Annotated in this window: 17 protein-coding genes; 1 reads left to right on the top strand and 16 read right to left on the bottom strand. The window is 30.6% G+C overall.

The genetic code is table 11. The features are described from left to right. Positions 1-8: 8 nt before the first annotated feature. The 16 genes from HKP59_RS06180 to HKP59_RS06255 all read right to left on the bottom strand — a co-directional run bounded on the left by HKP59_RS06180 (position 9) and on the right by HKP59_RS06255 (position 17,509). Positions 9-452, bottom strand: coding sequence for a hydrogenase maturation protease (locus HKP59_RS06180; protein ID WP_291804583.1), 444 nt, complete (start codon positions 450-452; stop codon positions 9-11). Continuing rightward, complete coding sequence (locus HKP59_RS06185; protein ID WP_291804584.1) at positions 436-1,887, bottom strand: Ni/Fe hydrogenase subunit alpha; 1,452 nt, start codon at positions 1,885-1,887, stop codon at positions 436-438. The genes HKP59_RS06180 and HKP59_RS06185 overlap by 17 nt, the downstream gene beginning before the upstream one ends. 17 nt (positions 1,888-1,904) lie before the next feature. After that, a complete protein-coding gene (locus tag HKP59_RS06190; RefSeq protein ID WP_291804585.1) occupies positions 1,905-3,167 on the bottom strand; it encodes a 2Fe-2S iron-sulfur cluster-binding protein in 1,263 nt (420 codons plus the stop codon). Positions 3,168-3,178: 11 nt separating this feature from the next. Beyond that, entirely contained in the window at positions 3,179-4,897 is a 1,719-nt protein-coding gene (locus HKP59_RS06195; RefSeq protein WP_291804586.1) for an NAD(P)H-dependent oxidoreductase subunit E, read from the bottom strand. A gap of 309 nt (positions 4,898-5,206) precedes the next feature. After that, entirely contained in the window at positions 5,207-7,411 is a 2,205-nt protein-coding gene (locus tag HKP59_RS06200) for a TonB-dependent receptor (RefSeq protein ID WP_291804587.1), read from the bottom strand. Positions 7,412-7,451: 40 nt separating this feature from the next. Beyond that, positions 7,452-7,787, bottom strand: a complete 336-nt coding sequence (locus tag HKP59_RS06205; protein ID WP_291804588.1) for a hypothetical protein — start codon at positions 7,785-7,787, stop codon at positions 7,452-7,454. 28 nt (positions 7,788-7,815) lie between these two features. After that, the gene (locus tag HKP59_RS06210; RefSeq protein ID WP_291804589.1) at positions 7,816-8,001 is read right to left on the bottom strand and encodes a DUF2892 domain-containing protein; all 186 of its coding nucleotides are present in this window, start codon (positions 7,999-8,001) and stop codon (positions 7,816-7,818) included. Between the two features lie 11 nt (positions 8,002-8,012). Then, positions 8,013-8,318 carry a hypothetical protein gene (locus HKP59_RS06215; protein WP_291804590.1) on the bottom strand — a complete coding sequence of 102 codons (306 nt, stop codon included), beginning with the start codon at positions 8,316-8,318 and terminating at the stop codon, positions 8,013-8,015. Between the two features lie 57 nt (positions 8,319-8,375). Continuing rightward, complete coding sequence (locus HKP59_RS06220; protein ID WP_291804591.1) at positions 8,376-11,567, bottom strand: efflux RND transporter permease subunit; 3,192 nt, start codon at positions 11,565-11,567, stop codon at positions 8,376-8,378. A 48-nt stretch (positions 11,568-11,615) separates the two neighbouring features. Continuing rightward, a complete protein-coding gene (locus tag HKP59_RS06225) occupies positions 11,616-12,692 on the bottom strand; it encodes an efflux RND transporter periplasmic adaptor subunit (protein WP_291804593.1) in 1,077 nt (358 codons plus the stop codon). 54 nt (positions 12,693-12,746) lie between these two features. Then, positions 12,747-14,057 (bottom strand): TolC family protein, encoded by a 1,311-nt coding sequence (locus HKP59_RS06230; RefSeq protein ID WP_291804594.1) that lies wholly within the window; start codon positions 14,055-14,057, stop codon positions 12,747-12,749. 172 nt (positions 14,058-14,229) lie between these two features. Continuing rightward, positions 14,230-15,000: a TerC family protein gene (locus HKP59_RS06235; protein ID WP_291804595.1), complete on the bottom strand. Its 771-nt coding sequence runs from the start codon at positions 14,998-15,000 to the stop codon at positions 14,230-14,232. 8 nt (positions 15,001-15,008) lie between these two features. After that, positions 15,009-15,374: a hypothetical protein gene (locus HKP59_RS06240; protein WP_291804597.1), complete on the bottom strand. Its 366-nt coding sequence runs from the start codon at positions 15,372-15,374 to the stop codon at positions 15,009-15,011. Then, entirely contained in the window at positions 15,375-16,718 is a 1,344-nt protein-coding gene (gene purB, locus HKP59_RS06245) for an adenylosuccinate lyase (protein ID WP_291804599.1), read from the bottom strand. A 55-nt stretch (positions 16,719-16,773) separates the two neighbouring features. Further along, positions 16,774-17,307 (bottom strand): adenylosuccinate lyase, encoded by a 534-nt coding sequence (locus HKP59_RS06250; protein WP_291804601.1) that lies wholly within the window; start codon positions 17,305-17,307, stop codon positions 16,774-16,776. A 58-nt stretch (positions 17,308-17,365) separates the two neighbouring features. Further along, positions 17,366-17,509 (bottom strand): hypothetical protein, encoded by a 144-nt coding sequence (locus tag HKP59_RS06255; RefSeq protein WP_291804604.1) that lies wholly within the window; start codon positions 17,507-17,509, stop codon positions 17,366-17,368. Positions 17,510-17,569: 60 nt separating this feature from the next. On the opposite strand from HKP59_RS06255, the gene HKP59_RS06260 reads away from it, so the two are divergent. Beyond that, positions 17,570-18,435: DUF1028 domain-containing protein (locus HKP59_RS06260; protein WP_291804606.1), on the top strand; the 866-nt coding region annotated here is incomplete at its 3' end.

An 18,435-nucleotide genomic window follows, 5' to 3' on the forward strand; every position in this document is an offset into this window, starting at 1 on the left:
TAATGATTTTAAAAATCTAACAGTTTAAAATTAGCAATAGTTTTTGTTAAATTATTTAATGCTTTTTTAGTAAGCCCAATTTTAATATCCCAATCATAGCCTTGAATTTTAATTAAAGTTGCAACTGGGTTTTTATTATATACAGTTTGGCATAAATTTAATATTTGATTTGGAGGAACCTCATGTGTAGAAAAAGAAACTTGTTTTGAAGCATAAATACGTTCTATCGAAAATCCATTAGGTAATGGTGATTTACAAGCATCAACAAAAACTACATTTGAATAGTTTGAAATGAGCTCTGCATCTTCAACCATTAATTGATATTTGTATACCAAATTATTTGAATTGAAATTATTTTTTTCAAGTAATTCTATGAAACTCCAACCAAGACCGTCATCTTGGCGTGTATTATTTCCTATTCCAATGATTAAGGTGTTATCTAATTTTTTCATGAATCAAATGTCCTTGGTTATCTTCTAATCGCAAAATTAATGGCATTTGTCCCAGTGCATGAGTAGCACAACTTAAACAAGGGTCATAAGCCCTAATGGACATTTCAATTTGATTTAGCATTGGTTCAGTAATTTCAAGTTGATTACTTAATACATCTTGAGCAACAGTTCTAATGCCTTTGTTTAACGCTTCGTTATTGTGGGTTGTGGAAACAATTAAATTACATTTTGTAATTAATCCCTTATCATCAATGTGGTACTCATGAATTAAGGTGCCTCTCGGAGCTTCAATAATACCAATTCCTTTATTTCTAGGAATACCTTTCATTACTAAATCAGTTCCCATAATATCATCATCAAGTAATAATTCTTTTATTTTTTCAGCACAATGCAGCAATTCAATTAACCGAGCCCAATGTGAGTGCATGGTCATATTATTAGGTTTGTTATTGGTCTGTAGTTTAAATAGTTGTCTTTCTTTTTCAGCTAAAGGTGTATCTATGTGTGAACAAGTGTTTATTCTTGCCAAAGGTCCAACTCTATTCCAGCCATCTTCTCTGCCATATGTTGTCATATATGGAAATTTCATATAGGACCAAGGCTCAACGGCTTCTTTAAAATGATTTCTATAATCAATATCTTCAATATTTAATAATTCATTTCCTTCAAAATCTATTGAGCGCAGATTTCCATCATATAATTCTAAAGCTCCGGTAGTTTTATCTACTATGCCTAAATGATTTGTAGGATACGATGCGAAATTATCAATCCATTCTCTATTTTCTTGATGATATTTTTTCATAAAAAGGATTACTTCTTCAGACCAAGAAATCATTGTATCTATATTCGGGATTTGTTTTCCATTTAAAAAATAGTTACGTTCTTCATTTGTAAAAGTTTTATGCACACCACCAGGGACCGCAAGTGTTCCGTGAATTTTTTTTCCAGTTAAAGCATGAATAATTTCTTGCCCAAATTTTCGCATCAAAATTCCTTTTTTGGCAAGCTCTTTATTTTCAGAAGCTACAGCAACAATATTTCTTTTTTCTGCTGGAGCATTAATACCGAAAAGCAAATCTGGTGAGGCTAAATAGAAAAAGTGTAATGCATGAGATTGAAAAACTTGTCCGTAGTGTAATAATTTTCTCAGTTTTGTAGCTGTGGAAGATAGATTTTTAGGATCGACACCTACTAATTGATCAATAGCTTTTGCTGCTGCTAAGTGATGACTTACCGGGCAAATACCGCACAATCTTTGAACGAGAATAGGAACTTCCCAATAAGGATGACCTTGTATAAATTTTTCAAAACCTCTAAATTCTACTACATGCAAAAAAGCATTTTTAACAAGACCATTGTCATCTAATTGAATGGTTACTTTGCCGTGACCTTCAACACGGGTTACTGGATCTATGGTGATTTTTTTTGGTTTCATTTTAAACAGTTTAGCAATTAATCATATTTAAATTCAGGATATGGAATAGCATATTCTTCTTCAAATAATATATTCTTAACCACATTCCATATGTGATTTGAGTTTGGAGGACAACCAGGTATATGATAATCGATTTTTACGATTTCATGATTTGCATAGACTTTATTAAAAATTTTAGGGATTTCTTCGTGATTTGGAATTATAGTCTCATCTTGTTCACTTGATAAGGAGTTTTTATATGCTTCATTTAAGCATTCCTCTAATGAAATAGTATTTCTAAGTGCTGGTAAACCACCCCAAATTGCACATTCACCAACGGAGACTAAAATGTCACAATTTTCACGAAATGCTCTTAGCACTTCAAAATTATGTGTATTACTACAACCACCTTCAATAATACCAATATCACAACGTTTTGTAAATTTTTTAATATCTGTAAAAGGAGATTTATTAAATTCAACTAGCTCTATTAAATCTAATAATCCTAAATCTATATCGAGCATAGACATATGGCATCCAAAGCAACCAGCTAATGAAGTGGTAGCCACAAGTTTTTTTTGTGTACTATTATTATTTTTATTGGTTTTAAGAAATGGGATTGTTTTTCCTGGAATACCTTGGTCAAAAATTCGATCGCCAAATGGCTTACTTAAAGATTTTCCTTTCACTAAAATGGCGCCAGTAGGACAAATTTTCATGGCATATTGAGCTTGAGATTCTGTAAGTTTCTCTTCTTGCTCATAATCAACTGATACAATTGTTTTGTTTCCTTTATTTATAAAGCTAAAAACTTTATAGCCATCATTTGTTGTAACTTCTTCAAAACATCGCTTACATTTTATACATCTGTTTTTATTTATTACTATGCGTTTTGCTTTTGCATCAATAAATCGTTCAACAAATAAATGAGGAAAGCGTGCGGATCTAATGCCCGTTTCATAGCCTAAATTTTGCATTTGACAGTCACCACTTTTTTCGCAAGAAGGGCAAAAATGGTTGCCCTCTACAAACATCATTTCTAAAATGGCTTTTCTTGTATCTAATAATATAGGAGTATTGACTTCAATATTCATTCCTTCTTGTACATTTAAAGTACAACCAGCAATGGCTTTTCCATTGAGTTTAACAGTACAAATTCTGCAACTACCAATAGGGTTTTGATGTTTGAAATGACATAATGTTGGAATAAATATTCCATTTTGTTTGGCAGCTTCTATAAGGTTCAGTCCTTTGTCTGATGCACAAATTCGTCCGTCTATGGTAAATGATATACGTTCCATATCAAAGTAATTTATAAGTTATTAATAACATCATCGTATTCCTGAATGGCATTTTCCATATCAAACTCAACGTATTGATTTTCAGTAATAGGTGAGGTTTTTAAATTGAAATAATCTTTAAATTTATCAATGGCCATGACCAACGAATTTGGAGATGTTTTACCTAATCCACAGCGGCTAGAAAGTTTAATGATGTTCGCCCATTGTTTAATTTCTTCCAGATCTTTTTCAGTTGATAACCCTCGCTCAATTTTTTTAATTTTTTCATATAAAATTTGGTTTCCTGCTCTGCATGGAGTGCATACGCCACAGGATTCTATTTTGAAAAAATTCATAAAATTCTTTTGTATTTGAAGGATGTCTCTTGATCTATTGAAAATCATGATCGAGCCTCCGCAAGCAATATCTTCTTCACAAATTTTCCTATCAAATTCAGTAGAGTTTATGCATTCCCCTGATGGACCACTTATTTGAATGTAATAAGGTGAAAGCGCTTCACATAATTTTAATAATTCTCGAATGGTTGTTCCCCATTCAATCTCGTAAATTCCCGGTTTTGCAACATCACCAGAAATGCTTAATAGTTTTGTTCCTTTACTTTTTTGGGTTCCTATTTTTGAAATATAAGTAGTACCCAATTCTATAACTCGAGAAGCTTTAGCGAATGTTTCTACATTATTAACTATGGTTGAGTAACCTAAATATCCATTTTGAGTAGGAAAGTATTTTTGAAGCCTAGGCTCCCCACGCTTACCTTCTAATGATTCAATAAGGGCTTTTTCTTCTCCACAAATATATGCACCTGCTCCTAATTGAATTTTTATATAAAAATTAAAGTTTGGAATTCCACAAATATGGTCACCTAAAAACCCTTTATCTACAAATTTTTCAAGAGTCTTTTCTAATTTTTTCAGTAGGTATTTATATTCGGCTCTTAAATATATGAATCCTTCTTTTGCTCCCGTAACATATGCAGAAATGATCATTCCTTCAATAATCAGTCCAGGATAATTGTTTAACAGCGCTTTATCCTTAAACGTTCCAGGTTCTCCTTCATCTGCATTGCAAATAATAATTTTTTTATCACTTTTACTTTCTTTGCAATATTTCCATTTTTGTGCTGTCGAAAAAAAAGCACCTCCACGACCAGTAAGTCCTGATTTTGAAATATTTTCTAAAATTTCTGATGCGCTATATTTTCTTATTTTTTTAAGGGAATTTCCTTCTATGTAATTTCTGAACAACATAGTTTTCTCTTCTGAAGGAGTGTATTGTATTTTACTTATAAAAGAACTTGAAATAGTAGCTAACTTTTCATCTTCTTTTAATTGTTTAATTATTGTTTTAACCTTTTTCACAGTTAAATTAGTAAAAGGATAAAAATTAATTAACGCAGCTGGTTCCTGGTCACTTAATCCTATACAAGAGGTTTCAAATAATGAAAAAAGAGGATTTTCATCATATTCGTTAAATGTACACCCTGTTTCTTTTTCAAATGCGGCTTTTATATATTGAAAGCCTTTAAATTCTGAAATGATGCTGTTATTTAGATAAATAATGAATTTTCCTGTAGGTTTTTGATGGAAAAAATGATAAAAACTAATAACCCCTTCTATATCTAATATTGAAACTTTAAGAGATTTAGCAATTTGAGTGATTGCTCTTTTTGAGATATATCCGTGTTTATTTTGATATTCCCAAAGTTCGTTTAATAGGTTAGTTCTATTCATACGAAAAACAATTAAAATTAGCGGTAACTAAAGTTACGAAGAAATCTTATTTTTTGTACTGTCTTTCAGTTTGTTATAGTCGATTTATGAGAAATTGAAATTTTTCTAGAAGCAATTCATATTTTAGCAAAGAATATAACTTATTGAAATAAAGAACTTATAAAAATTACTATTCCTTTATATAATTTTAGGAAGATATTTTGGTAGTAAACTACAAAAATCATAAATAATAAAATAGTTTACATTAAACTGTCTTATTATTTATGATTTTGTAAAAAAAATAATTCACTAACTATAAGTTAGCTAAGGCTAAATATTAAATTTTATACTCGCACTAAAATTACTCCCAATATTATTAATTTCGTCTACTTTTAAACGTGATAGATGAGAAATATAGCTCTTATCAAATATATTATTTCCATTTAAGCTAATATCAAAAGTTGTCTTGTTAATTTGTATTTTTCCGCCAATTCCAATATTTACTAAAGTGTATCCGTTTGAAGCTGTTTCAAATCCACTTACATTGTTTTGATTAAATGTGCTTGAGACATTTAGCGAGGCAAAACCCTCAGCCAACCATTTGTTATCAAATTCTAATCGAATAGTGTTATTCCAATTGTTTGCAGGAATTAGGGGTAAATAATCACCATTTTGTTTTTTCCCAGTTACTGTTTCAAAATTACTCTCAAAATGCAGCCAATCCAATGGATGTGGATGTAAATGTATTCCCATTTCTCCTCCATATAATTTTGCTTCATTTTGGACATAATTAAAAACGGCATTATCTTCAATTTGAGTTCCAGAAGGAGAAGTATAAATATAGTTATTTATGTGATTGTAAAACCCATTTATGAAAAACTCAAAATGTTTACTATTGTATTCAAAATTTACATCAGTTTGTACATTTTGTTCAGTTTTTAAATCACTATTTCCTATTTCATATCTGTTCGTTCCTTCGTGCACACCGTTTGACGTTAATTCTGCTAAATTAGGCGCTCTAAATCCTGAGGCAACATTTACTCGCAGTAGTAAACGGTCACTTAAACTACTTTTATATCCTAAAGAGGCATTAAAGCTATTGTACGATTTATTTAGTTTTTCAAAATAACCTTCTTCTCCAAAAATTCCATTTTCCTCAGATGAAATATTTCTATTATCAAATCGGATTCCAGCTTGAAGTACATTCATTTCCCATTCGTAATTTGCTGTACCATATAAACCAATATCATTTGTAATGGCATTAGGAATTAAATATTCTTCTCCATAATTATCATTGGTTTGATGCATTCCTTGCAAACCTACTATTGTTTCAATATTTCCGAGTTTGGGTAAGGTATATTTTGTATTATAATTTAGGGTATTTAATTTCATATGTAAAGCAGCCTCATTACTGTCTTCAAATTCACTTCTTTCATTTGAAATATACCCTAAATCTACAGCAACTTTTGAATTTTCAAAAAAGAAAATATTATTTAAACTAAGTAAATGATTATTTACTTCTTGTTTTGGAAAAATAGTTTTTTTGCTTGTCGTTTGTTCGGAAACACCATCTTCAGGAATACCAATATCTAATTTGTTAAAATTGTAGCGCACTACACTTGAAAATTTAGAATTTTGATATCCAATTCCAGTTTTAAAATCTGTTTCGTTAAATCGTGTATTTGTTATTCGGTCTCCGTTTGGAATTTTATAATCTGATTGTGTATTGTATGTTCCTCTTACTAAAAATTTCCAATTATTTGATGAAGTTTTTACCCCTATGGATGAATTACTACCTAAGGTATTTGAAAATAATTTTTGTGTGAAATCAGTTTTTATTGAATTTGCTTCTGCAAATTTTTCTGGAATAAAATATAAAACACCACCCAAAGCATCAGAACCATAAAGTAATGAAGCCGGACCTTTTATGACTTCTACACTTTCAATACCTGCATCGTTTAAACCTAAACCGTGTTCATCTCCAAACTGCTGATTTTCAATACGTACACCTTGTGAATATACTAGTACACGATTACCACTTAAACCTCTAATCATTGGCTTTCCAATAGAAACACCTGTTGATATTTGAGAAACACCTGGTATGGTTGTTAGACCTTCAATTAATGTTGCTACTCCTTTTTTTTGTAATGAACTAATACTTTCGTGATCAACTTTCATTACATTTTGTGATTGTAATTTATTAAATGCTGTTGAAATAATTATTTCATCCATCTTAAAAACTGCTTCTTCTAAAACAAAATTTATTTCAGTTTCATTATTTTGAATAGTAATTAGTTTTGTTTCAGTTTGATAGCCAATGAAGGCAGCAGTTAGTTTAATTTTTGTTGTTGGCAAATTTGTTAACTCGTAATAGCCTTCTTCATTTGTAGATGTTCCTTTATTCAGGTCTTCAGCGTAAATTTCGACACCCATTATAGGTTCATTTTGACTATTTGTTACAATACCAGATATTTTATTTTGTGCTTGGGAAATAAGAGATAATCCTATAAATAGGATAGATATATATATTTTCATTTAACTATAATTGATGTATTTAAACTTTTATTATTACTTTCTATAAAAAAAATAAAAGTGAAGGTGGAGCTCTAGATGGCCGGTAAAAAAATGAAGTTGATTCTTTTCCTTTTTCTTGAGTAATTATTTTTTCTTCAATTAAAATGGCTTCATTAGGTGTGAATTTTGAAGAAAAGGTAATTGTATTGTAATTAATTTGATCATGAAAAAATTTGCAGTCATTTATTGGCAGATGAGCCTGCACATGATTTTCTAAGCTAGTTTCTGAATACTCATGTTTTTGGAATGCATGAGAAAACTGTATTGTTAAAGGAAACAATACAGTTATAACGAATAGAAATGAAATTATATGTTTAGCTCTAACTTTAATTTTCATAAAATTGAGCTGCAATATTACAAAAAAATTAATCTTTAACGCCTAATTTTTTTAAAATATCAGCCATTAAACACCATTTTGTAAAGGCAGATTGAAGTAAATTAGCTCCTACAAATGCCGTAAACCATAGCCAGTTAATATTCACTTTAATTGCAAGAATTACACTAAGTAATATAAATGTTCCTGCAACCGCACTAATAATTCTTTGTATCATAATTGATCGTTTTAATTTGATTTTTCAATATTCATAAGAACAGCATGAACTTTTGATGATGTTCTTTGTTCATCGTTAAATTTCTTCACGGAATTAAATAAATTTTCAGCTTTTTCTTTTGGTACAAATGCATAAAAAATGATAGATTGACTTTCATTCATATCGCTAGCAAACCAATTTTCTCCAACAGATTCCTCTGATAAATCTCGATGACCTTTAACATCGGTGTAAGAAAAATGTGTAATTGTGCATTTTTTTAATAAAAACTTAATATCTTCTTCGAATGCTTCAATTGCGGTAATCATTAGTAATTTCATAATTTTTCTTTTTAAGAATTAAAAGTTTCAGGCTTATTTCTAAACCTGAAACATCAACTATTTTTCCCATTTCTTTTTTTCACTCATATAGTAAATCATTGGTACTACAATAAGAGTTAATAATGTAGAAACTATCGCTCCAGCTACTAAAGAGATGGCTAACCCTTGAAATATTGGGTCAAATAATATAATTGAAGCACCAATTACAACAGCTCCTGTTGTTAATAATATAGGAGTAGTTCTAACCGCTCCAGCATCAATAATAGCTTGTTTTAAAGGAATTCCGTCGTTTAATCTAATTTCTATAAAATCAATAAGTAAAACTGAATTCCTTACCATGACACCTGCCAACGCAATCATTCCAATAAATGATGTAGCAGTAAAAAATGCACCAAATAACCAGTGACCTAATACAATTCCTATTAATGACAGTGGAATTGCTAACATCATTACCATTGGTGTTTTAAAGTTTTGGAACCACCCAACAATTAACATATATATAATAATTATAACTATTAAAAAGGCAGCACCTAAATCACGAAAAACTTCTAATGTAATTTGCCATTCACCATCCCATTTAACAGCAAAATCACTTTCATCTGAAGGCTGTTCCATATACAATTCATTTAGTTTATACCCTTTAGGAAGTTCTATTTTTTCTAATTTTTCTTTCATCCCTAAAATCGCATATACTGGACTTTCTAGTCCTCCAGCCATATCTGCAGTTATATAAACAACTTGTTTTTGGTCCTTTCTAAAAATTGTTTTTTGTAACGTATCTTGTTTAACAGTTACTAAATCACTTATAGGAACAAGATTACCTTGATTTCCTTTTATTTTTATATTTTGAAGATCTTGCAAGCTAGTTTTATCCGCATCACTTAACGCAAGTACAATATCTACCTGATCGAAAGACGTTTCGTCGTATAAGTTAGAAATTGGATACTCTTTTAGTAAGTAAGTTAAGTTCCCTACAACTTGTTTTGGAGCAATTCCATTTAGCATTGCTTTTTCTTTATCAACCTCTAATCTATATTCAATTTGAACATCTTCCACCATCCAGTCAATATCAACAACATCAGTTGTATTTTGCAGAATTTCCTTTACTTGATACGCTACTTTAATTTGTTCTTTATAATCAGGTCCGTATACTTCTGCAACTAGCGTAGATAAAACTGGTGGTCCAGGTGGAACCTCAACTAATTTTACATTAGCTCCATATTTTTTTGAAATTTTTTGAATTTCTGGTCTGGCTATCTTAGCAATATCATGACTTTGTAATTTTCTATCTCCTTTTGGTAATAAATTAACTTGAATATCTGCCATATTACTTCCTCCACGAATATCATAATGACGAACTAATCCGTTAAAAGTAATAGGAGCAGAGGTACCAATATAGTTTTGATAGTTTGTTACTTCAGGAATCGTAGATAAGTATTGTGCTATTTCTTTGGTAACAGCAGCTGTTCTTTCTAAAGTAGTACCTTCAGGCATATCAATTACTACTTGGAACTCATTTTTATTGTCAAAAGGAAGCATTTTTACAGCAACAGACTTTGTAAAAAACATTAATATCGATCCAAATAATAAAACCACTGTGATTCCTAACATTACCCAACGGTTTCTTTTACTATCTAAAAGTGGTTGTTCTGTTTTTTTATAAATTTTATAAATCCATCCAGTGTCAAATCCTTCTTCTTCCTTGTGTTTTTCATTGTCTTTTTCTTGCAATAAGTGGTAACCTAAGTAAGGTGTTACTGTTAAAGCTACAAATAATGAAAGTATCATTGCAATGGAAGCTCCAATAGGCATAGGACTCATATAAGGTCCCATCATACCCGATACAAATGCCATAGGTAATATTGCTGCAATAACAGTAAAGGTTGCTAAAATTGTAGGATTACCAACTTCGTTAATGGCATAAATTGCTGCCTGTTTAAAAGGTAATCGCTTCATTTTAAAATGCCTATGCATATTTTCAGCAATAATAATACTATCATCTACAACAATACCAACCACGAAAACCAATGCAAATAATGTAATTCTGTTTAAAGTGTATCCGAGCAAATAATAACTAAATAAGGTTAAAGCAAATGTTAATGGAACTGAAAAGAAAACAACTAATCCTCCTCGCCAACCCATAGCAAGCATTACTAAAATAGTAACCGCTAATATAGCAACACCTAGGTGTAGCAATAATTCGCCCACTTTATGTGAAGCTGTTTCACCATAATTTCTTGTTACATCAACGTGAACATCAGAAGGAATTAAGTTTAACTTTAATTGGTCAACTTTAGTTAAAATTTTCTCTGAAATTTTCATAGCATCAGCACCTTTTACTTTTGCTACGGAAATTGTTACTGCAGAATATTCAGCAGGGTTTGCATTGAAATTGTCATTGGCTTTTCCAAAACCAAATGATACATAATTAGCAGGTCTTGATGGACCATCTTGAATTTCAGCTACTTGCTTTAAGTACACTGGCATATTTTTGTATACGCCAACTACTAGGTTTTTAACATCATCAGCTGAAGTTAAAAATTTACCAGTTGTTATTAAATATTCTTGATCATCTTTGGTAAAGCTACCAGATTGTGAACTACTATTGTTGGCCTGTATCATTTGCATAATACCAAGTGCATCAACACCGTTCTCAGCCATTTTATCTTTATCAAGTACAACTTTTAATTGACGGTTTCTTCCACCAATAACTTTAGTTATGGAAACATCTTTAACCTTTTCAATTTCAGAAGTAACTTCTTCAGCAATTTGGCGAATTTGAAAATCGTCATAATTTTCACTCCAAAAGGTTAGTCCTAGCATTGGTACATCATCAATAGACCTTGTTTTTACTAATGGTTGCGTAACTCCTGAAGGAAACATTCCTTGATGTCTCATTAATTCATCATATAATTTTACATATGAATCTTCAGTATTTTCACCAACGTAAAACTGCACAATCATCATAGATTGTCCGTTCATGGCTATACTGTGTACATGCTGAACACCTTTAATATTTGAAATTACTTTTTCTAATGGTTTTACAACACGACTTTCTATTTCTGTTGGACTTGCTCCTGGATAACCAACTAAAACATCGGCCATTGGAACAATAATTTGTGGCTCTTCTTCCCTTGGAATTAAAAATGAACTATAGATACCAATGGCCATTAACGCTACCATTAACAGAATTGTTAATTTCGAATTAATAAAAACATTGGCTACTTTACCTGATATACCTTCTTGCATTTTAATTTGTTTAAAGTTTTAAACTAAAAATTTACGATTAATAGCTGTTTATTGAACATTTATTTTTGCTCCATTAAACAATTTTCCATCTGCTGAGACAATGTACTGTTCGTCAGCTGATAACCCTGATAACACTTCAACTTGATTGCCAAAAGTTTTACCAATTCTTAGCCATCTTAAAATAGCTACATTTCCTTCGCCTATGGTATAAACACCAGATAATTGACCTTGTTTAACTAACGCATTTTCAGGAATCAGCAATAAGCTGTTTTTGTTTACATTTTTCTCAATTGGAAATTGTACTGATGTGAACATTCCTGAAAGTATATTTGCATCGGTTTTATCTAAGATTACTTTTACTAAATATTGACCACCAGTATTTTGTGCAGATGAACTTACTTCGGTTACTTTACCTTTTAAAAGTTCATTAGTTGTTTTTATAATTACATTTACTGAAGTCTCTTTTTGTATAGAAGTTATTTCAGATTCAGGAACCATTGCAATAACTTGATATTTTCCTGGAGTCTCAATACTAATTAAAGGTATTCCTGGGTTAGCCATATCTCCTTTATTTACAAATTTACCTGTAATTACACCACTAAATGGAGCTTTAATATTTGAATATGATAATTGTGCGTTTACTTGGTTTTTCATTTGGTTTGCCGCTTCTAATCGCGCTTTTGACATTTCAAAGTGTGCAGTCATATCATCCATTTCCTTTTGGGAAGCACTATTCTCTTTAAATAAAGCAGTAAATCTATTGTAATCTTTTTCAGCGTTTTTAAATGCAGCAGTAGCTTCAGTAATTGAAGCATTAACTTGTGCTTTTTGCGCATTAATATCTGCACTATTTATACTTAATAGTAAATCTCCTTTTGTTACTTTGTTTCCAACATTCACATAAATGTTGTCTACATAACCCATCATACGTGTACTTAAGTTGGCATTTTGAACTGCTTCAACTTTTCCACTTGCAGAAATAAATAAATTATTTTTCGAAGAAGTTGGGGTGTTTGTTTTTACATTTACAGTCGTTCTATTATCAACTATAGAAGCTGCATCTTTTCCACAACTTGTTGCAAAAATTAATGTTGTTATTGCTATTATTTTTACTATTTTTTTCATTTTTTGAGTGTTTTAAAACCTATTTTTTTTGATTATTTTTAGCTGTAAGCTTTATTATTTTGATAAAAATTCTACGTAAGCTTTTGTAAAGTTGTAATTAAAAACTGTTTGTAAATATTCTAATTGTTTTTGTAAATATTGAGTTTCAGAAATCAATAAATCTGAAGTTTTTTCTAACCCTTGCTCAAACCTATTGGTTCTTATTCTTAAAGCTTCGTTCGATTGATCTACTGCTAATTGTGTTAGCTTTAATTTGTTTTCAGCATCTTTAAGTTGACGTTTTGCTTTACTAAATTCAAGCTCACTTTGATTTTTATATTGATCTAAACTTAATTCAGCTTTGTCTAATTCAGCTTTACTCTTTTGAGTTTTACCAACACGTTTAAACCCTTCAAAAACATTCCATGATAATTGCGCTCCAACAAGATATCCTTTTGCATTTGTTCCAAATAATTTATCATCATATAGCTCATAACTTCCAAACGCATTTAATCTTGGTAAATAACTCATTTTATTAGCTTTATGCATATTTGAATAAGCCTCAGTGCTTTTCTCCATGGCTTCAATATCAGCCCTGTTTGAAGAAAGTTCATCATCATAAATACCAGTGTTTACCAAAGCCTCTAATTTTGTGGAAGGTTTTAATAATTCAGCACTTGTTTCTCCCATTAAGAACTGCAAATAATCTGAAGCGTTTTTAACATTACTTTTTATTGTAATTAATTGATTTTCAACTTCGGTAACATGTACTTCAACAGATAAAATATCCGCTTTTTGCATATAGCCATTCTTAAAGTTGTTATCGGCAATTTTTTTATTTTCTAAAGCAGCTTCTTTCGCTTTTTCTAAAACCTCCACTGCTTTGTACGCAATTTGTAATTGCATATAAGCTTTTTGAACTTCTAATTCAATATAATCTGTAGTTCTTTCAGTTTGTAATTCAAAAGCATTCATTTTAGCTTTTGCAGCTTTTCGCATATATAAACCATCTGCGTTAAAAATTGGTTGTTGAATTTCAATTTTGGTTGCAAAATTTTGAATTTCATCTGGGTCATTTAAAAGATCAGGGTTAAAATCAAATTGGGTTAAAATCTCTTGATTCAATTTAGATCCAAATGCCATTAATGGATTTGTAGTTGAAATCGCTGAATGCGATACGGAGATGTTTGGAAGCAATATCGAATTGGTTTGATTAAAATCTGCTTTAGCAGCATTAAAGTCTTGTTCTGATATTTTAATAGTATGATTGTTTTCTCTCACTTTAGTAATTACTTCTTCTAAAGATATTAACTTTTCATTTTGTGCATTGATTATCAAAATGTTAAAAAGAGAAAATAAAATTAATAAGCTATTTTTAATTCGCATAGTTTTTGTTTTTTAGTACGCTGCAAATGTAGTTGAGGAGTTTTTTTAAAACAGTAATAAATACTACAGACTTCTGTAATGATTGTTACAGTAAATTTTAATTAAATACATAATAAACAATTGGTTAAATTTTATAACCCTTGCAAATTGTGAAGTTTTGTAAACTATTTAATTACTTTTTTTTGCGTACTTTCATATTTAAAGCCTCAACACCCAATGAAAAAGCAATAGCAAAGTATAAGTAGCCTTTAGGTATGGCGCCAACGTGCTGATTAAAGATGACAGCATTGGATAAGTGAGCACCTTCAGTTACCAGCATAAAACCAATTAAAATTAAAAATGATAATGCTAACATTTGAATTGTAGGATGTTCATTTACAAAATTTCCAACCGGTGTCGCAAAGATCATCATAATAACTATTGAAATAATTACTGCAATAATCATAATTATTAAAGCTCCATCAATACCATTTGTCATACCAACAGCTGTTAAAACAGAATCGAATGAGAATACAATATCAATCATAACAATTTGAAAAATAACCATTCCTAAAGTTGACGCAATTTTAGCAGTATTAGATTTTTTTTCTGTGGTTGTTCCCTCCACTTTATGGTGAATTTCACTTGTACTTTTATAAAGTAAAAATACTCCTCCTAGAACTAAGATTACACTTTGACCGGTAATTCCAGCTTTAAACCAAGATAAATCAAAAGAAAAGAAAGGTTCTTTCATAGAAATTAAATACGAAACCCCAAGTAGTAATATAATTCTAAAGATAAGTGCAAGAAGTAAACCTATTCTAGTTGCCTTTTTTACTTGGTTTGGTGGTAGTTTTCCAGCTGTAATCGAAATAAAAATGATATTGTCAATACCTAATATAATTTCTAAAAATGTAAGTGTTAATAACGCTATCCAAGTGTCAGCTTGCAAGAAAATTTCCATTGTATAATTTATTTTTTATAGAGTGTCCCTTTTTGAATGAAGTTAGAATGTCCAATTCTAATCTCGAAGTCGTATGAGTTTTTATTTAAATTTGTAATCTTAACATACATTGGTTCTTCGTCAATTGCTGTTTTTGGATGCAACATTTTAAGCGTATAATTAAAATTGTTTTTCCAAACTATTGATAACGAGTCTATTCGATCTTCATATTTTTCAATTTGAAGTGAATCTTGTCTAATAATGATGGTTTTTTCATACCCTTTTCCTTCAGGGATTTCAAAAATTCCTGTTTTAAATCTATCTGGATTTAGCTCATCACTTTCACAAGAGAACAGTGATACTAATAAAACGAATATTAGAACAATTTTTTTCATTTATATACCTGTATAATTATTTGGCGTTATTGCTTTTAACTCATTTTTTATATCGTTAGAAACTTCTAAACTTTCAATAAAATCAGACATAGATTTTTGGGTGATTTTTTCGTTGGTCCTAGTTAACCCTTTTAACGCTTCATATGGATTTGGATATGCTTCTCTGCGTAAAATTGTTTGAATGGCCTCTGCAACTACTGCCCAATTATTCTCTAAATCTTCAGCAAACTTCTCTCTATTAATTAATAATTTATTCAATCCTTTTAACGTAGAACTAAACGCAATAATTGTGTGACTAAATGGAACACCAACATTTCTTAATACAGTAGAATCTGTTAAATCACGTTGCAAACGTGAAATAGGTAATTTCGCCGACAAATGTTCAAATAAAGCATTTGCAATCCCTAAATTACCTTCTGAATTTTCAAAATCTATAGGATTTACTTTGTGTGGCATTGCTGATGAGCCAACTTCACCTTTCTTAATTTTTTGCTTAAAATAATCCATAGAAACATAAGTCCACATGTCTCTATCAAAATCAATTAAAATTGTGTTGATTCTTTTTAAAGCATCAAAAATACCAGCTAAATGGTCGTAATGTTCTATTTGTGTTGTTGGAAATGAGTGATGCAATCCTAATACTTTTTCAACAAAATGGGTTCCAAAAACTTTCCAATCTATTGAAGGGTAAGCTACTTTGTGCGCGTTAAAATTACCAGTTGCCCCACCAAATTTAGCAGCGTATGGAATTTTTTGTAATTGGTTTACTTGTTGTTCAATACGTTCAATAAAAACTTGAATTTCTTTTCCTAATCTTGTCGGGGATGCTGGCTGACCGTGAGTTCTAGCTAGCATTGATACATCTGACCAATCTATTGATAATTGTCGTAACTTTTCTAATAATGATGCAAGTTCAGGGTAATAAACAGCATCAAAAGCATCATTTATAGATAACGGAGTTGCAGTATTGTTAATGTCTTGTGAAGTTAATCCAAAGTGGATAAACTCTTTATATTCTTGTAAATGTAGCGCGTCAAATTTTTCTTTGATAAAATACTCAACTGCTTTCACATCGTGATTGGTAATACTTTCAATGTCTTTAATTTTTTGAGCTTCTACTGATGAGAAATCTTTATAAATAGCTCTTAATTGTTCAAAAAGGGACCCATCAAAATTTGCTAATTGAGGAAGAGGAATTTCACATAAAGCAATAAAATATTCAATTTCAACTTTTACCCGATATTTAATTAAGGCTTCTTCTGAAAAAAAATCAGCTAAACGTTCTACTTTATTTCTGTATCTACCATCAATTGGAGAAATGGCATTTAAATTGGTTAAAGGCATTTTTTTAGTTTGAAATGTTTTGCAAATTTAATGAAATTAACCTGAATTCTCCGATTTATTTTTTGCGAATCCAGCTTAAAATTTTCTTTCCACGAGCTTGGTATGCAGCACTTTCATTTATCATATTATGCTGCAGAATTAATTGTAACTCTTGATGTACCCATTCTTCATTTTTGCCAAAAAGAAATAACGTCTCCATAGCATACGCTTTTACTGCCACTCTTTGATTTCCAATTAACCAATCAAAACAAGTTTCAATAATCGTATTAATATGGTTAGTTTTTAGTTGAGATTGAATGAATGATGTATTGTTAGAGGTATAAGCCTTTGCTAAAAATTCACAAATCTTGGAAGCTGGTCTTACGGCACTGTCGAACTTCAAAAGTCCTATATTTTTAGTAAAATAGTTGAGGTACGGTGCTAACCAATCTAGTTTTTTTTCACAAACAAATTCTAACACCCAGACAGCTCTGATAGATAATTTGCTGTTAATTTCAAAAGTAAGATCTAGTAAATGCTTAAAAAGTGATGGATTTTCTAAAACCATATTAGCAACTCTTAAACGATTTACTCGTTTTGCGTTTTCCATTGCAGTGAGTTGATTAATTAAATATGTTTTAGACGCTATCACAATTTTAGTATTGGTTTTAGTTTTGTTCTAGGTCTTTGTTTCCGTCTAGGTCTTTCTTTTTCTTAGGTGATAGTATATATATTAAATATACAAAGCCAGCAATTACGTGACCAATAACAATAATCATAATGGTATAAAACCAAAAATTTGACATTCCCATACTAATGTGTATTTAAATATATGAAAAGAATAGTATCTTTATTTTTTAAAATACGAAATTATGAAATTATCAGCTGTTTTACTATTTATACTATTTTTCAATATAAACTCTTTTTCACAGCAAGTATATTCCAAAAAGGAACCTTTTGCACATACGTATTCAATAGTGGCAAGAGATACAATAACAGGTGATATGGGTGTTGCAGTTCAATCTCACTGGTTTTCTGTTGGTAGTTTAGTAGCTTGGGGAAAAGCAGGAGTGGGAGTTGTAGCAACACAATCTTTTATAAATCCTTCATTTGGACCAAGAGGTTTAAGTTTGCTTGAAAATGGTTTATCTCCAAAATTAGCAATACAAACATTATTGGATTTGGACGAAGGGAGAGACGTTAGGCAATTAGCAATTTTAGATGTTCAGGGAAATGTGCACGCATATACAGGTAAAAATTGTATTGAAGCTGCAGGACATATTATTGGAGATAATTTCTCAGTGCAAGCAAATTTAATGGAGAAAAATACGGTTTGGCCAGCAATGGCAGAAGCTTTTAAAAACTCAACAGGAAGTTTAGCAGAAAGAATGTTAATCGCAATGGAAGCAGCTCAAAATGAAGGTGGTGATATTAGAGGCAAACAATCTGTAGCCATTTTAGTCGTTAAAGCTAAGAGTTCTGGTAATGCTTGGGAAGATAAAGTAGTTGATTTACGCGTTGAAGATAGTGAGAACCCTTTAAAGGAAATGAGAAGACTATTAACAATTCACAAGGCCTATGAATATATGAATCAAGGCGATTTGGCTGTCGAAACAGGAAATAATGTGTTGGCAAAAGAGCATTATATGAATGCTCAAAAATTAAATCCAGATAATTTAGAAATGAAATACTGGTATGCAGTAACTTTGGCAAATAATGGAGATTTAGTTGAAGCTAA

Source organism: Lutibacter sp. (assembly GCF_013041805.1).
In the GTDB taxonomy this organism is placed as follows: Bacteria; Bacteroidota; Bacteroidia; order Flavobacteriales; family Flavobacteriaceae; genus Lutibacter.

Coding starts and splice junctions, on each gene's coding strand:
- HKP59_RS06180 (WP_291804583.1), bottom strand. CDS start 452: ATGAAAAAATTAGATAACACCTTAATCATTGGAATAGGAAATAATACA.
- HKP59_RS06185 (WP_291804584.1), bottom strand. CDS start 1,887: ATGAAACCAAAAAAAATCACCATAGATCCAGTAACCCGTGTTGAAGGT.
- HKP59_RS06190 (WP_291804585.1), bottom strand. CDS start 3,167: ATGGAACGTATATCATTTACCATAGACGGACGAATTTGTGCATCAGAC.
- HKP59_RS06195 (WP_291804586.1), bottom strand. CDS start 4,897: ATGAATAGAACTAACCTATTAAACGAACTTTGGGAATATCAAAATAAA.
- HKP59_RS06200 (WP_291804587.1), bottom strand. CDS start 7,411: ATGAAAATATATATATCTATCCTATTTATAGGATTATCTCTTATTTCC.
- HKP59_RS06205 (WP_291804588.1), bottom strand. CDS start 7,787: ATGAAAATTAAAGTTAGAGCTAAACATATAATTTCATTTCTATTCGTT.
- HKP59_RS06210 (WP_291804589.1), bottom strand. CDS start 8,001: ATGATACAAAGAATTATTAGTGCGGTTGCAGGAACATTTATATTACTT.
- HKP59_RS06215 (WP_291804590.1), bottom strand. CDS start 8,318: ATGAAATTACTAATGATTACCGCAATTGAAGCATTCGAAGAAGATATT.
- HKP59_RS06220 (WP_291804591.1), bottom strand. CDS start 11,567: ATGCAAGAAGGTATATCAGGTAAAGTAGCCAATGTTTTTATTAATTCG.
- HKP59_RS06225 (WP_291804593.1), bottom strand. CDS start 12,692: ATGAAAAAAATAGTAAAAATAATAGCAATAACAACATTAATTTTTGCA.
- HKP59_RS06230 (WP_291804594.1), bottom strand. CDS start 14,057: ATGCGAATTAAAAATAGCTTATTAATTTTATTTTCTCTTTTTAACATT.
- HKP59_RS06235 (WP_291804595.1), bottom strand. CDS start 15,000: ATGGAAATTTTCTTGCAAGCTGACACTTGGATAGCGTTATTAACACTT.
- HKP59_RS06240 (WP_291804597.1), bottom strand. CDS start 15,374: ATGAAAAAAATTGTTCTAATATTCGTTTTATTAGTATCACTGTTCTCT.
- purB (WP_291804599.1), bottom strand. CDS start 16,718: ATGCCTTTAACCAATTTAAATGCCATTTCTCCAATTGATGGTAGATAC.
- HKP59_RS06250 (WP_291804601.1), bottom strand. CDS start 17,307: ATGGAAAACGCAAAACGAGTAAATCGTTTAAGAGTTGCTAATATGGTT.
- HKP59_RS06255 (WP_291804604.1), bottom strand. CDS start 17,509: ATGGGAATGTCAAATTTTTGGTTTTATACCATTATGATTATTGTTATT.